The sequence below is a fragment of the Synechococcus sp. A15-44 genome, from assembly GCF_014280115.1.
Lineage (GTDB): Bacteria > Cyanobacteriota > Cyanobacteriia > PCC-6307 > Cyanobiaceae > Parasynechococcus.
This window is the reverse complement of sequence record NZ_CP047938.1, coordinates 1055467-1070421: the sequence shown is the minus strand read 5'-3', so window position 1 is coordinate 1070421 and position 14955 is coordinate 1055467. Positions and strand designations below refer to the sequence as shown.

The following is a 14955-nucleotide window of genomic DNA, read 5'->3' as shown; positions in this document are numbered from 1 at the left end:
ATTCCGACCAGCTGGCTCAGAAGCGCGGCAACAACGGAATCAAGCGTTCCAGGGCAACGCCGCGGCTGGCCTTGAGCAGCAGAACATCACCAGCATCCAGCCAGGCTGCCAAGGGAGCTGCAGCATCTTCCGGGCTGGCCACCAGCTGCAGTTTGGGCAGGGATGACGCCACCTCAGCCATCACCTTGCCCTCCGCGCCGCCATCCACCAACACCACGCCGTCCAAGCCGAGCTGAACAGCACGTTCAGCAACCTGACGATGCAGCTCCAGGCTGCGCTCCCCAAGCTCCAGCATGGTGCCCAGCACGGCAAAACGTCGCCCCGGTTGCGCCGCCAGCAGCTCAAGAGCGGCCAACACCGCCTCAGGCGAGGCGTTGTAGGTCTCATCGAGGAGTGTCAAACCACCCTGCTGCAGGCGGCGGTTGCGTCCGCCCGGCACCGTCACCTGCATGGCTTGCAAGGCCTGGCGGGACACGCCCAACTGCTCTGCAACAGCGACGGCCAAGAGCAGGTTGCGGGCGTTGTGGCGTCCCTCCAGCTGTAGCGGGAGACGATCTGCACCGATCAACAACTGGTGGCCGTTGACGTCTCCAACCAGATCGGATTCGACCTCGGGATCGTCAGCCAGGCGCACGCGCAGCACGCGGCCGGACCACACCGCCGCCAAAGCCGACTCCAGCAGGGGATCACCGGCGGGAATCACCACGGTTCCCTTTGGATGCAATCCAGCCGTGATTTCACATTTGGCCGCTGCAATCGCTTCACGACTGCCGAGACGACCGATGTGGGCCGTGCCGATGTTGGTGATCACCGCAAGATCCGGCTCGGTGCAGCGGGAGAGACGCTCGATCTCCCCAGGCCCCCGCATGCCCATCTCAATCACCAGGGCCGCATCAGCTGCGGTGGCGCCCAGAACGGTGAGGGGAACGCCGACATCGTTGTTGTTGTTGCCTTCGCTGGCCTGAATCGCTCCCAGCGGAGCCAATGCAGCTCGAATCAACTCCCGGGTTGTGGTTTTGCCGGCTGAGCCCGTCACTGCCACCAGAGGTTTGGCCAGGGCACGGCGATGCAGCAAGGCCAGCTGTTGATAGGCCAACAGTGTGTCGTCCACCCGCCAATGCAACAGGCCTGAAGGCAACGGTTCAGTCCAGCTGCGGCTCACAACAGCAGCCTGAACCTTGTGTTCAGGCAGTTGGGCGAGAAAGTGATGACCATCGAAGCGCTCGCCCACCAGGGGGACAAAAAAATCACCCGCCTGAAGCTGTCGGCTGTCGGTGCAGACCCGTCCCACCAGGGCATCGGGTTCAAAGCTGCCGCCCTGCGGCGTTCCCCAGGCATCCAGCAGCTGACGCAGCGTCAGGGTCATCCCACCAACCCGAGGTCAAACAGGATCATGCCGCCCCCAACCCGAGCTGACCGCCCCAGCAGATCGCCCTGTTCATTGACCAACTGAAGACTGGCGTAATCCAGCTCAAACGCCGACTGAAGCCAACTGGAGGCGAGGCTCTGGCGTTGATCCAGAGGCAACTGCTGCCAAGCGTCAACAGACAACTCCAAGAGCAAGCGGTCCTGCTCCGGAACGGGCTTGGCTGAACGGAGCAGTCCTTCCGGGACGGCCTTGTCCTGAAACAACTCGAACAGGGGATCGAAACTGAGTTGGGGCTGTAGGGGCTGCTCCGGCTCCGATGGTTCCAAAGCCGGCTCCGCATCCACAGCTTCCAGCGGAGGGGATGGCTCCTGCAGCATGGGCTGTGGAGCTGGGATCAGCTCCGGCACGGGGAGCTCAAGGGGAGACGTCCGCTGCTCCATGACCGGCTCCGGACGTGGGGAGGGGCGGGCATGGTCCTGCCAGAAGCGGACCCCAGCCAGCGGCAGCAGCAGGAGCAGCACCAGCAGCAGTGGCCAGAAGCTGGGGGCCAGATCCCGGGGCCAGAAGCCTGGCACCGAAAGCTCACCCTCCCGATTGCGGCGCCAGAGTTCCTGACCCCTGAGCCGAAGATCGGCGGCCATCGCCTGCAGGTTGCGGCCAAACTCCTGCCAGGGGCTGACGTAGGGAGCCGGGAGATTGCCCGATGGCTCCACCCCCTGGAGCTCGGATCGAGCTTCAGGGGGGGAGTCGGATCGGGCGGGCTCGCTCAAACTCAACTGGATCGACGACCGAAGAGACGATTCAGGGGATTCCGGCCGGCGGAGGTCACCTCAGCAGGAACCCTGGCCTCTTCAGTCTGCCCCTCGGAACGGGAAGGATCAGCAGCCTGCCCCTGAGAGAACTGTTCCACCAGGGCAGCATCCGGGGTGGGTTCCTTGATGCCGCAGACGTCCTTGTACATGAGGTCGTAATCGACCGCGGAACGATCCCAGCTGTAGTCCTGATTCATGCCGCGTTTCTGCAGCTCGACCCAGCTGTCCCGGTGGCGGAACGCCTCCCAGGCCCGCACCAGGGCTGTGTAGAAGTCGACCGGTTCAAAGCGATCGAAGCAGAAGCCTGTGCCGCTGTCGGCAGCGGGGATGTGGGGCGGAACGGTGTCAACGAGACCACCAACCTTGCGAACCACGGGCACTGAGCCGTAGCGCATGGCGTAGAGCTGGCTGATGCCACAGGGCTCAAACCGGCTGGGCATCAGGAAGGCATCGCTGCCGCCGTAGATCAAGCGCGACAGGTCGTCGTCGTAGGTGAGGAAGACGGCGCACTTGCCGGGGTGACGGGATGCGAGTTGCCAGAGCCCGGATTCCAGCCCCCGGTCGCCGGTGCCCAGAACAACGATCTGGGTGTCGGTGTAGGCCAGCAACCGATCAGCCACCTGCAGCAACAGATCGACTCCCTTCTGGTCGACAAGGCGGCTGACCATGCCGAGGACGAAGGCGTCCTCGCGAACCTCCAGCCCCATGCGCTCCTGGAGCACCTTCTTGCAGACCGCCTTGCCGGAGAGGTCGTCGGCGCTGAAGTTCGCCGGCAGGGAGCGATCGGTGGCTGGGTCCCAGGCATCCAGATCAATGCCGTTGAGGATGCCGCGCAGCTTGCCCGAGACGAAGTTGAGCAGACCCTCCAGCTTTTCGCCGTACTCCGCCGTGCGGATCTCCTGGGCGTAGGTGGGCGACACCGCATTGACGCGGTCGGCGTAGAGCAGGGCAGCGGCCATGGTGTGATCCCCCTGCATGTACCAGGGGCACCAGGTCATCCGATCGAGCTTCCAGCGCCAGGGCCCCTGGTACTTGAGGTTATGGATGGTGAACACCGTGCTGATTTCCGGGTCCTGATGCATCCACACCGGGATCATCCCGGTGTGCCAGTCGTGGCAATGCAGCACCTGGGGCTTCCAGACGTTCCAGGAGAATTCGGCAGCAGCACTGGCGAAGAAGGTGAAGCGCCAGTCCTCGTCGTCGCCGCCGTAGATGCGCTCCGGGTCGAACACCGGATGACCCACCAGGTAGATCGTCATCCCATTGGTGGGATGCTTCGTTTCATAGACGGCGAACTCGGTGCCCATGGTCTGGGCTCGCCAGATCGGCTCCGCCGGCACGTTGAGGCGGCTCCAGAGCTTGGCGTAGCCCGGCATGATCAGGCGCACGTCGTGGCCGAGCTTGGCCAATGCCGGAGGCAGAGAGCCAACAACATCGCCCATCCCTCCAACCTTGATCATCGGGGCGCATTCCGCTGCAGCGAAGAGGATGCGCATGTCTCAGATCGGCGTTGGCGCGGCGACTTTAAGGGGAATTCAGGAATCTGTTCCGTCAGGGAAGAACCGTCACCTGAGTTCCAAGCGACACCTGGCGATACAGGGCACGCACATCCTCGTTGTAAAGCCGCACACAGCCATGGGAGACGGCCCGTCCCACCGTCCAGCGGTGGGGGGTGCCATGGAACCCTGTGGTGGTGCATCCCTTGATCGTGATCCAGGCATCGCCGTCATGGGCATCACGGCCGCGGCAATCGCGATGGAAAGCGATCCAGTGGCTGCCCAGGGGATTGTTGACCCCCTGTTCCTCCACCCGCTCGCCACTCACCGGATGCACCCACACCGGATTGGGGATCTTCTGAAGCACTTCAAAGCGTCCGGTGGGGGTTTCCCAGCCGGGCATGCCGATGGCCACCGGAAAGGCGTTGCGCAGCCTGCCGTTGTCGAGCAGGAACACACGGCGACGGCCGCGCAACATCACCACATGGCGAGTGCTGTTGCTCCGCAGATCCTGAGGCAGTGAAGCCAGGCCTGCCGTCACTGAATCCTCAGCCGCCGCCTGCAGCAGGGCCAGCGGTTCCGGCGGAGGAAGAGGAAGCATGCCCGTCAGGGTAACCAGCCTGTCTCGGAAAAATCCGGAGACCGCTTCTCAAGGAAGGCATTGCGGCCTTCCACGGCTTCTTCGGTTCGATAAAAGAGATGGGTGGCATTGCCCGCCAATTCCTGCAATCCGGCGAGGCCATCGGTTTCGGCATTGAATGCGGCCTTGAGGCAACGGATGGCCGTGGGGCTGTGCTGCAGCACCTCGCGGGCCCAGCGCACCCCCTCCGCCTCCAACTGCTCCAACGGCACCACGGCGTTGACGAGCCCCATCTCCAACGCCTCCTTGGCGCCATAACGGCGGCAGAGAAACCAGATTTCACGGGCCTTGCGCTGGCCAACCACCCGCGCCAGGTAGCCCGCCCCAAAGCCGCCATCAAAACTGCCGACCTTGGGGCCGGTCTGGCCGAACACAGCGTTCTCGGCAGCAAGACTGAGGTCGCAGAGCAGATGCAACACCTGGCCGCCGCCCATGGCATAGCCGGCCACCAGGCCGATCACCACCTTGGGCAGGCTGCGGATGATGCGCTGCAGATCCAGCACGTTCAGGCGGGGCAAGCCGTCCTCACCGACGTAACCGCCGTCACCGCGAACACTCTGGTCACCGCCGGAACAGAAGGCATAGCCACCATCGGGGGCTGGACCAAGGCCGGTGAACAACACAACACCTACATCACGGTCATCCCGGATGCGCGTGAAGGCATCACAGAGCTCCATCACCGTCTGCGGGCGGAAGGCATTGCGCTTGGCGGGGCGGTTGATGGCCACGCGAGCCAGGCCGTCCGCGCAACGGTCCACAAGGATGTCCTGGTAGCTGCCCCACGCTGTCCATTGCGCGCTTGGCGCACCGGGGAGCACCTGACGCATGTCACTCATCGGGCTCAGAGCTCAGTGCATTCATTCTGAGCAGCGGCGCGCAGCTGCTGACGCAGGTCGGCATCACGACCACGGTCGCTGCAGATCCGCAACAACACCGGCCTCTCCTGCGACAAGCCCCAGGCCAAGGACTCCTGCAGATCGTCCAAACAGGCCACCTGGCGTCCAGGCACACCATGGGCCGCCGCCTGGGCCAGGGGATCCACCTGCTGGGGCATGGCAAAGAGCGATTCGAAGCCCGCTTTGGCAATGGGCAACTGCTGAAAAATGCCGCCGCCGCCGTTGTCGATCAGCAGCACCAGCAGTGGTGGAGGTGCCGAGGTGGACGACGCATGCAGCCAACCGTTGCTGTCATGCAGGAGGGCCAGATCACCGGTCACTAAAGCCAACGGACCGAGATTCGCCGCAAGGCCCATGGCGAGAGACAAAGTGCCGTCAATGCCAGAGGCCCCACGGAAGCTGAAGCAACGGTGGCGGCTGCAGGCGGGCCCGCCCCAGGTCAACCAGTCGCGCACCGGTGAACTGGCAGCCAGCATCACCGGCAACCGCTCTGGCAGGAGCTGGGGAAGCCAGTAAGCCAGAGCGGGCTCATTGACGGCACCACTCAAGGGCAGCTGGGCCTCAATCCACGGCGAGAGTTCATTGGACCCGACCGATGGCTTGCTCAGCTGATCCAGAACGGGCTGTTGGGCGATCCAGGCGGCCATGCCCCCCGACCATTGGCGGGCCGTTTGCAGCGGATCCAGCGGCCTTGAATCCCCTTCGGTGATCAACAGTTGAGGCCCCTGATGGTGCTGAAGCCAGGCCTCAAGCCGCCGGCTGGCGGGCATCGGTCCAAGCCGCAACACCTGAGCATCGTCAGGGAGGTTCAGCCGATCCAATTGCAGCTCCCAGTGCTCGATGCGGTTGGGGCAATCGGCGGCAAGGGCGGCGAGGGGATCCGCCAACAGAGGCCAACCGCTGAGGTTCAGCCAGCGATGCAGAGCCTGTTGAAAGGCCTCCACGGAAGGCGTGAGTCCACGCCAGGGGCCAGCAATCACAATCCCAGGGCGCTCTGGATCGAGGCGAGGCGCAGGCCCAATCTCGGGCGAAAGCTCAGTGCAAGCCGTTGTTGAACGTGCACCCGAAACCAGCTGTTGTTGCTGCTCGAGAGTGGTGTGCAGCGGCTCCTCGAAGGGAAGGTTGAGCTGCACCGGTCCCGGCGGCCCAGTGCCTGCACCCTGGGCTTGCTGCCAGGCCTGAACCGCCAGCGCATTAAGGGCGTCGTTGTCCTGCGTGTGGACGCCGTCTGCCGCGCCACTGCCGAACCAACGACAGGCCGGGAGCAGAAAGGATTCCTGGTTAACGGTCTGATTGGCGCCGCAGTTTTTGAGCCGGGCGGGGCGATCCGCCGTGAGCAGCAGCAAGGGCTGACAGGAGCGGTCCGCCTCCACCGCCGCGGGCAGCAGGTTGGCCACCGCGGTGCCTGAGGTGGTGACCACCGCCACGGCACGTCCATGGGCAGTGGCCATGCCGAGGGCCAGAAAGGCCGCCGACCGCTCATCGATGGCCGTGACCAACTGCAGCTTCGCCTCGGACGCCAGGACTCCCGCCGCTGTTGCCAGGGGGCCGGAACGGCTGCCAGGGCAAAGCACCAGCTGCTTCAGCCCCTGGAGGCACAACGCCTCAAGCAAGGTGAGGGCGGCCTGCAAATTGGCGCGAGCGATGGACAGTGCTGCAGGCCAGGCTGGTGTGATCTTCGGTCAACGATGACCCAACCCACGACACCCGCTCCAGGAGAAGACAGCAAGGGCTTCTGGCGCAATCTGATTCTCTGGGCCCTGCTGGCACTGCTGCTGCGCTGGCTGGTGGTGGAACCGCGCTGGATTCCCTCCGGCTCGATGCTGCCCACCCTGCAGCTGCAGGACCGCATCCTGGTGGAGAAGGTGAGGCCCCGCCTGGCCCGCAGCCGCCACGGCCATCTGCACCGAGGCGATGTGGTGGTGTTCGCCCCGCCCGAACAGCTCGTGGCCGCTGGCTACGACGCATCCGCTGCTCTGATCAAGCGGGTGGTGGGGCTTCCTGGCGATCAGCTGGTCGTGCACGACGGCAAGCTGTTCCGCAACGGCGAAAAGGCAGCAGAACCCTGGTTGGCGGAACCGATCAACTACGACATGGCTCCGATCACCGTGCCGGCGGACCAACTGTGGGTGATGGGGGACAACCGCAATGCCAGCCTTGATTCCCATCTCTGGGGATCACTGCCAGAGACCAATGTGCTGGGCACGGCGGTCTGGCGGTATTGGCCGCTGCAGAGGTTCGGTCCGTTACGGATCACCGACAGCCGCGATGGCGGTTGATGCCAATGGGCTGCGTTAGGGTCGGGTTCGTGATGTAGATCACAGTCGAATGTTTAACCCCGAGTTTCTGACAACTGACAGCAGTGAGGGTCACGCGGGGAACAGCCTGATCCAGTACTTGCAGGAGCAGTCACCAGACACCCTGCAGCGGGTCGCCAAATCAGCAAGCAACGATATTCAAGACATCATTCGCCACAACGTTCAGGGGCTGCTGGGAATGCTTCCCGGCGAGCACTTCGAGGTGAAGGTGACAGCCAACCGCGACAACCTCGCCAACATGCTTGCCTCGGCAATGATGACCGGCTATTTCCTGCGCCAGATGGAACAACGCAAGGAGCTCGAGGAAACCCTGTTCGCTGACGAACAGATGGCAATCGAGCCGGAAGACGAACTCAAGCTTTGATCACGGGCTGATCTGGCACGACGCCAAGATCCAGCAAACGCTGATCGATAGATCCGAGAAACTCCCAGTTCTCTGAACTGGGCGCCCATTCCCGCTGTTGCAATGACTCGAGCAGTTGCTGCACGGTTTCTGGGGTAAATGTGACCGGCGCGCTGTAGTGAGCCGGCACCAGCCAGCGCAGCTCAGCCAGGCCGCTCAACGCTTGCAGCCAACGCAACAGAGCCTCCTGGGCCCTGGGCAACACCAACCGCTCAAGCACAGGGGCTACCTGCAACTTGGGCGCTTCTTCGCCGATCAAGCCATCGGCTGCAGCCTGCCAACCAGCCTTCCAGCGGAAGGGGTAGAGGCCGAAGTGGGCTTTCAGGGAACGAAGCCCGGGCTTGAACGCATCCCGCAGCAACTCCGGCAGCGCAGGCACCTCCAGCGGTTCCGGCCTCAGGTAGGAGGCAAATAGCACCAGCCGCGCCCAGCCGCGGCGGCGGGCTTCCGCTGAATCACTGAGGGGCTCATCGCCGCGTTCACGGGCATGGAACAACAGCGGCGTTGGGTCGAGATCGAACAAAGCCGGGGGATCAGCACTGATGCCCACTAGGGCGTCGGTTACCAGCAGCGCGCCTGACGGGCGATGCAAACAGGAGACTTCCTGGAAGCGGCCCACGCCAAGGTCCAGCGGTCCTAGGGAGAACCACTCACAAACATCGCCGTGGGGGACGCCATCGTCGAACAACACCTTGGTGCGACCTGCCGGAACGCCCAGCCAAGCCAGGGGCAACTGCACCGGGAAACTCCACTGGCCCGGACACACCCAGATGTCCGCATCCAGGAAGGCGCGTGCCAGGGGACCAAGGGGAAGCTTGTGCTCCAAACCAGAGGCGGTGGGGAGCACGATCGAGCGCACCGGACCGTGCTGTTGTTCCAGCTCGGAAATGGCTTGGCGAACCTCACCGGTGGGCGGCAGAGGGTTCACCAACATCAAGCCACCAGGAACCTTGGCCACGGTGAGCCGCACCGGCACGGCCACGTAATAGACACCCTGCAGCTGCTCCAGGCTCCAGAGCTGACCAGGGATCAGCTCACTGAGCAGCGTGCGGCGACGGCCATAGGGATAAAGCGGTAGCAGCGGCCAGAAACCCCAGTACTGGTCGGCACGACTATTCATTGCCAAGCCTCTCGCGCACCCTGGATTCGATAGCTCCAGCCCCATGATCACAGGTCTTGATCACCGATCGAGCACCCGCAGCAAAAGACCAGATTCAACCGAAGCCTGAGCACTGCGCTGATCGCGCAACGCATCAACGGCCGCCGCAGCGCTCCCAGGTGTTCAGCATCGTGTTGAGTTCGGCTTCCAGGCTCTGTAGTTCGTGGACGCGCTGCTGAATCTCGGTGAGCTTGCCGCGGATCGTGGCCTGGAGATCGTTGCAGGTGCAATTCCCGGATCGCCGTGCACCCAGCACAGTGCCAACCGTCGCCAGCGGTAGATCCATGGCCCGCAGACGGCGGCAGGTGGAAAGGGATGCCCCAGGACCCAGGCAAGAACGAGCATGGGCAGCGATGCACCCAGTGCCTTGACGGTGGCAATCTGAATCGGATCGCGCAGACTCAGGCGTTGGCTGAGGTTGTTGTCGATCCCCCAGGCCAGGGTCGCCAGAGCGATCAGGGCAGCTCCGGTGGCATTGACACCGCCGAGTGATCCATCCGAAAGAACGATGGCCCCAGCGATGGTGAGCGCTGCTGCCGCAGCGCCGCGTTTGCCGAGATGTTCACGCCCCACCAGAACAGCGATGGCCAGGGTGAAGACGGTCTCAAGGTTGAGCAACAGTGAACTCGATGCGGCTGGTAACCGCGCCAGGCCGTGAACCAGGGCAACGGGCCCGACGATCCCGCCCAGAAGGATCAACCCAGCCAAGGCAGGCGCATCACGCCGTTGGAGGGGGCTTTCATCCTGGGTTCGGCCTTTCATCAGCCGAACAATCGCCAGAGCCAGAGTCGTCCCTGCGTAGAGCAACCCGGCAATGCTCAGGGACGAACCGCTGGCCGTGAACGTACTGATCAGTGGGGCGCTGCATCCGAACAGCACGGCCGCAGCGAAGCCAGAGAGTTGACCGCATCTCAAGGATGCCATCGGTTTGATCGGGTTGCTGAACTTCACTCAGTTCTGGCTGCTGTCCTTGGAAGCATCCAGTGCGTTGCGCAACATCTGCGTGTTGCCTCTCAGGAGCACATCACCTTGACGAACACCCTGAAGGATTTCCGCTTGCCCCGCCGTTTGCTGGGCCACCACCACAGCAACCTGTTCCACAGCCCCCCGTTGATAGCGAAAGACCACCGGTGATCCATTGATCAGGGCAATGGAATCCTGCGGAACAATGAACCGTTGCTCGGAGGATGGGATCTGCACAAAGGCCGTGATAGCTGTTCCGATCGGTGGGAGTTGAGCATCAATAGGTTGCGCGCGGAGCAGCATCACGCGCCCGGCGGTTTGCGCATCAGGTGCCACAGCGATCACCCGTGCCTGCAGCGTCTGAGCTCCCGCTCGAACGCGCAGCAGCTGTCCGGTCCTGATGTTCGTGGCGAGTCCCGGTGACACGAGGAAGCGAAGCTCACCCCCTGTGACATCACTGATCTGGGCCACGTCTTCCCCCACAGACAGGACGGCACCGGGTGAGGTGCTCACAGCAGTGACCTGACCGGCAATTGGACTGCGAATCAACAGACGCCCTGAATCATCAGGCTTCCCTAGCGCTGAAGCCTTGGCAGCGGCTGCCCTGGCTGTCGTCGCGGCTGTAACGCTGGCGATGCGGCGGCTTTCCAGCTCCTGGGTCGAGAGTGCACCTTGCCGTGCCATGGGTTCGGCAAGGCGGTACAGGTATGCGAGCGAGTGCGCCGTGGCCTGCGCTGCATCGGCATCGGCGCGTACAGCAGCCGCATCAGCGCTTTGGACTTCTGCGATCGGTTCGCCAGCACGAACACGGGTGCCCGGTGACACCATCAGACGTAAAACACGTCCCGCCACAGGCATCCCCACGCTTGAGCGCGACGATGTTGCTGCTTCAACAAAACCAGTGATCGGACGTTCCGTGCCCGAGCTCAGTTCGGGGCGAACAGTGGTCAATCCCAATCGCCGAAGCTGGTCTTCGCTGAGAGCCACGCTGCCATTGGCATCCGCACGGTCCATCGCCGCAACCGATGGCGCAGAGACCGGCCGGCTGCTCTGGCGACCCACACCGATTCCAACCAGCAGAGATGCGGAGATCGCCAGAGGAAGAAGCACGCCGGGTTGGCGCAGGTGATGCGTGAGGTGGTTAAGGCTCAGGTTCATGACGGGAGAGAGGCAAGAGACGACGCCGAACCGTCGCGGGCGGGCAGCAGCCAATGGCCAAAGCGTGCATAGAGCGCCGGGAGCACCAGCAGGGTCAGGGCCGTGGAGGTGGTCAATCCACCGAGCACCACCACAGCCAACGGTTGCAGGATTTCATTCCCGGCCCCGAAAGCGAGTGCAAGAGGCAAGGCTCCGAGTGCCGAGGAGAGGGCTGTCATCAGGATGGCGTTGAGGCGCTCCAGGCTTCCCTCACGGATCACCTCGCCCAGGGGTTGCCCTGCGCCGTGGCGGCGGTTGTAGTTGTCCACCAGCAACAACCCATTGCGCACGGCGATGCCAAACAGCGTGATGAAGCCGATCAACGAGGCGATCGATAGCACTCCTCCCGTGAGCAACACCGCCACCACACCTCCGATCAGGGCCAGGGGCAGGTTGAGCATGATCGCCACTGTGGCGGGCACTGATTTCACCGAAATCACCATCAGCACACCGATCACCACTGCGGCAACAGCGCTGTAGAAGACCAGAGACGCGGTTGCCCGTTCTTCTGATTCGAACTGGCCGCCGTAGCGGATCGTGTAGCCCTGAGGCAGTGGCACCTCACGGGCAATGGTGCGCTGGATGTCTTTGACGACAGTGCCGAGGGGCCGGCCGCTGACGTTGGTGGAGACCACGATCATGCGGGAAACATCTTCTCGGTTGACGATGTTGGCCCCCAGACCTTCCTCAACCCAGGCAACACTGCCGAGAGGAACGGTCATGCCATTGCTGAAGGCCACCGGCAACGAGCGGATGGCCTCCAGGTTCTGGCGAGCATTCTCCTGAAGCTGCACGAGCACATCGCTGCGCACACCCCCTTCCACCACGTGGCCCACCACCTTGCCGTTGAGCGCGATCTCCACTGCTTGCGACAGCTCCTCCACCGTGAGCCCCAGCGCCGCCGCAAGCGGGCGGTCGTAGTGGATCTGCACCTGGGGAATCGGCAGCTGCGGTTCCAACTGCAGATCCACCACTCCATCAATGGGTTTGATGGCCTTCTCCACCGCCTCACCGATGCGGCGCAGTTCGCCTAAATCGGTGCCGTAGATCTTGATTGCAATCGCGCTGCGCACCCCCGAGAGCACCTCATCCATGCGATGCGAGATGAAGCCGCCGATGTTGGGCGCCACACCGGGCAGCTTTAAAAAAGCCTGCCGCAGCTCGGCAATGGCAGCGGGCCGATTGGCCATGGCTTGATCGCTCAGTTCCACATCCACGTGAGCTAGGTTCACGCCGGCCCCATCGGCATCACCGGGGGCGCGGCCCGTGCGCACCTGCACCCATGCAAACAACGGGTTGTTCTGCAGCGAACGGGTCAGTGCAAGCCCCGCTCGGTTGGTCATCTCCAGTGACACCCCGGGGTAGAGCACCATCGAACTCACCAGCGATTGTTCGCGGAATTCCGGTAGAAACACCCGGCCCAGTGCCGGCAGGATCGTTGTGGTGGCGACGATCAGCGCCAGAGCGATGGCCAGCACGCGCTGCGGTGATCTCAGCGCTAGATCCAAGATTGGCCGGTAGAGCCGCTCAGCCCGGTTAGCCAGCCAGGTGTTCTCCTCTGGCAGCTCCGCAGGCGCAAGCAAGATGGCGCACAACGCGGGAGAGAGCGTTACCGCTACGAGGGTGGAGGCCGCGATCGACAGCAGGTAGGCCAGGCCCATCGGCGCAAAGATGCGCCCTTCTACGCCGGTGAGCGAAAAGATCGGCGCAAACACCACCACGATGATCACGGTGGAGAACAGCACGGGCTGGCGCACCTCTACCGAGGTGTCGAACACCACCTGCAGGGGCGATTTGGGCGTGTCGCTGGCCCGGTTGCGGCGCAGCCCCCGATAGCAGTTCTCCATGTCGACGATCGAGTCGTCGACCACCGAACCGATCGCCACCACCAGCCCACCCAGGGTCATGGTGTTGATGCCCAGGCCCAGGCTCTTCATCAACATCAGGCCAATCAGCAGTGACAGCGGAATGGCGCTGAGGCTGATCACGGCGGCGCGCCAGTTCATGAGAAACAGCACGATCACCACCGAAACGATCACCACCCCCTGGAGCAGCGACTCGCTCACATTGCGGATGGCACTATCGATGAAATTACTCTGACGAAATGTGGTCTGGACCTGCACATCGCTCGGCAGCGTGCGGTTCAGCTCGGCCAAGCGCTGCTCCACTGCCCGGGACACCGTGGGGGTGTCCACATCGGGCTGCTTGGTCACCATCAGCACCACAGCTGGCTTGCCGTTGAAGCTGGCGTCACCGCGTTTGAGCGCTGCACCGCGCTTCACTTCTCCCAGTGTTGAGAGCAGCACCGATCGTCCCTGCTCGCTCTTCACCGCCGCATCCGCCAGATCGCTCACCTGTGTGACCTGAGCCAAGGGGCGAATCAACCGCTCCTGGCCACCCCCGATCAGAAAGCCTCCAGGGCTGGTGGCCATCGCCGAGCCAACACCCTCCATCACCGCCTTGAGCGAGACAGCCTGAGCCTGCAGCTCCTGGGGATCAAGGAGCACCTGAAATTGCTGCTCATCGCCGCCGTAGATCGTCACCTGGGCGACGCCGGGCACCGCCAGGATCGACTGGCGATAGGAGCGCAACACCAGCTGCTGCAGATCCATCAGCGATGTGGCGCCATCGCCGTTCACGGTGAAGGCGACCTGCAGGATTGTGCCCAGAGGCGACACCAGCGGGGAGAGCTCGGGGGGATCTGCATTGGTAGGCAGCTGGGCGCTCACCTGTTGCAGCCGCTCCGCCACGGATTGGCGGGCGCGGTAGATGTCGGCGTTCTGGTTGAACACCACCTGCACCATCGACAAACCCGGCTTGGAGGAGGAGCGCACGGTCTCCACCCCGGCAATGCCATTCACTGCCGATTCGATCGGCAGCGTGATGCGGGTTTCCACTTCTTCCGGTGAGAGCCCAGCGGCGCTGGTTTGCACATCCACCTGCGGCGGCGCGAAGGGGGGAAACACATCCAGGGGCATCTGGCTCACCGCCAGCAGGCCCCAGAGGCTGATCACCACCGCGGCGGCAACGATCAGCCAGCGGCGTGCGATCGAAAACCGCAGCGTTGTGTTGAGCAACCGCTCAAGCATCCGTCTTCCTGCGGCGGTTCAGCCAGATAGCCCCAGCGGTGAGTACGACAACCGCGCCAGCTGCCAGGGCGGGAATGGGTAGAGCGGACGGGCTCGCCGTCGCGCTGTCCTGTGGCGCAGCGGCTTTGTTATCTGCTGCCGGCTCAGCCTGTGGTGTCTTCTTCGATTCGGCGTACAGCGAGAGGGCGCCAGAGATCACCACCTCGTCGGTGGGATCAAGGCCCTCGGTGATCACAACCCGGTCACCCTGTCTGGAACCCGTCACCACGAGAACAGGGTCGTAGGTGGTCTGGGTTTGCACGAACAGCAGTGGCTTGCCATTCGCATCGACTAGAGCAGTGGAGGGAACCGAGAGCCCATCCGGCCCGTCTTCCGGCGTTGCCGTGGCCACCCCCAACAGGGCATCGGTTTCGGCGTTGCGGCGCACCTGGCGTGCGTCGCCCTGCTGCTGAAACTCATCGCCATGGCCCACATGCGCCAGGGCCAGGGGCGTGGCGATGGGCGCTGCGAGTAAGGCTGTGGCAGCAAGGCTGGCGCTGGCCGCCAGCTGCAGGATTCGGGGAAGCAAAGGCCTGGGGAAGCACTGGATAGGCGGAAGTTGGCACAACCGGGA

The 14955-nt window shown here is 63.6% G+C and carries 13 protein-coding genes and 1 pseudogene; 2 read left to right on the top strand and 12 right to left on the bottom strand.

Annotated features, from left to right (window positions below; all coding sequences use genetic code 11):
- Positions 1-16 precede the first annotated feature (16 nt).
- The 6 genes from murF to menD are packed head-to-tail and all read right to left on the bottom strand — an operon-like array spanning position 17 to position 6844.
- Entirely contained in the window at positions 17-1366 is a 1350-nt protein-coding gene (gene murF / locus SynA1544_RS05965; RefSeq protein WP_186515179.1) for a UDP-N-acetylmuramoyl-tripeptide--D-alanyl-D-alanine ligase, read from the bottom strand.
- Positions 1363-2145, bottom strand: coding sequence for a hypothetical protein (locus tag SynA1544_RS05960; RefSeq protein ID WP_186515178.1), 783 nt, complete (start codon positions 2143-2145; stop codon positions 1363-1365). The genes murF and SynA1544_RS05960 overlap by 4 nt, the downstream gene beginning before the upstream one ends.
- Entirely contained in the window at positions 2142-3677 is a 1536-nt protein-coding gene (gene glgA, locus SynA1544_RS05955) for a glycogen synthase GlgA (RefSeq protein WP_186515177.1), read from the bottom strand. The genes SynA1544_RS05960 and glgA overlap by 4 nt, the downstream gene beginning before the upstream one ends.
- Before the next feature lie 55 nt (positions 3678-3732).
- Entirely contained in the window at positions 3733-4278 is a 546-nt protein-coding gene (locus SynA1544_RS05950; protein ID WP_186515176.1) for a L,D-transpeptidase, read from the bottom strand.
- 5 nt (positions 4279-4283) lie between these two features.
- Positions 4284-5153 (bottom strand): 1,4-dihydroxy-2-naphthoyl-CoA synthase, encoded by an 870-nt coding sequence (gene menB, locus SynA1544_RS05945; RefSeq protein ID WP_186515175.1) that lies wholly within the window; start codon positions 5151-5153, stop codon positions 4284-4286.
- A gap of 5 nt (positions 5154-5158) precedes the next feature.
- Positions 5159-6844, bottom strand: a complete 1686-nt coding sequence (gene menD / locus SynA1544_RS05940; protein ID WP_186515174.1) for a 2-succinyl-5-enolpyruvyl-6-hydroxy-3-cyclohexene-1-carboxylic-acid synthase — start codon at positions 6842-6844, stop codon at positions 5159-5161.
- A gap of 57 nt (positions 6845-6901) precedes the next feature.
- Between menD and lepB the strand changes: the two genes are divergently transcribed.
- Positions 6902-7492 (top strand): signal peptidase I, encoded by a 591-nt coding sequence (gene lepB / locus SynA1544_RS05935; RefSeq protein ID WP_186515173.1) that lies wholly within the window; start codon positions 6902-6904, stop codon positions 7490-7492.
- 49 nt (positions 7493-7541) lie between these two features.
- Positions 7542-7895 carry a DUF760 domain-containing protein gene (locus SynA1544_RS05930; RefSeq protein WP_186515172.1) on the top strand — a complete coding sequence of 118 codons (354 nt, stop codon included), beginning with the start codon at positions 7542-7544 and terminating at the stop codon, positions 7893-7895.
- Here SynA1544_RS05930 and SynA1544_RS05925 read toward each other — a convergent pair.
- The 6 genes and pseudogenes from SynA1544_RS05925 to SynA1544_RS05905 all read right to left on the bottom strand — a co-directional run bounded on the left by SynA1544_RS05925 (position 7885) and on the right by SynA1544_RS05905 (position 14910).
- Positions 7885-9054 carry a DUF4336 domain-containing protein gene (locus SynA1544_RS05925; protein WP_186515171.1) on the bottom strand — a complete coding sequence of 390 codons (1170 nt, stop codon included), beginning with the start codon at positions 9052-9054 and terminating at the stop codon, positions 7885-7887. The genes SynA1544_RS05930 and SynA1544_RS05925 overlap by 11 nt on opposite strands.
- 133 nt (positions 9055-9187) lie before the next feature.
- Positions 9188-9379, bottom strand: a complete 192-nt coding sequence (locus tag SynA1544_RS14685) for a MerR family DNA-binding protein (protein WP_255442426.1) — start codon at positions 9377-9379, stop codon at positions 9188-9190.
- A gap of 224 nt (positions 9380-9603) precedes the next feature.
- Positions 9604-10017, bottom strand: a pseudogene (locus tag SynA1544_RS14680) (EamA family transporter); the annotation flags it as partial.
- Between the two features lie 27 nt (positions 10018-10044).
- Positions 10045-11214, bottom strand: a complete 1170-nt coding sequence (locus SynA1544_RS05915; protein ID WP_115070378.1) for an efflux RND transporter periplasmic adaptor subunit — start codon at positions 11212-11214, stop codon at positions 10045-10047.
- Positions 11211-14342 (bottom strand): efflux RND transporter permease subunit, encoded by a 3132-nt coding sequence (locus SynA1544_RS05910; RefSeq protein WP_186515170.1) that lies wholly within the window; start codon positions 14340-14342, stop codon positions 11211-11213. Before SynA1544_RS05910 ends, SynA1544_RS05915 begins: the two co-directional genes overlap by 4 nt.
- Positions 14335-14910, bottom strand: coding sequence for a hypothetical protein (locus tag SynA1544_RS05905; protein ID WP_226424080.1), 576 nt, complete (start codon positions 14908-14910; stop codon positions 14335-14337). The genes SynA1544_RS05910 and SynA1544_RS05905 overlap by 8 nt, the downstream gene beginning before the upstream one ends.
- Between the last annotated feature and the right edge of the window lie 45 nt (positions 14911-14955).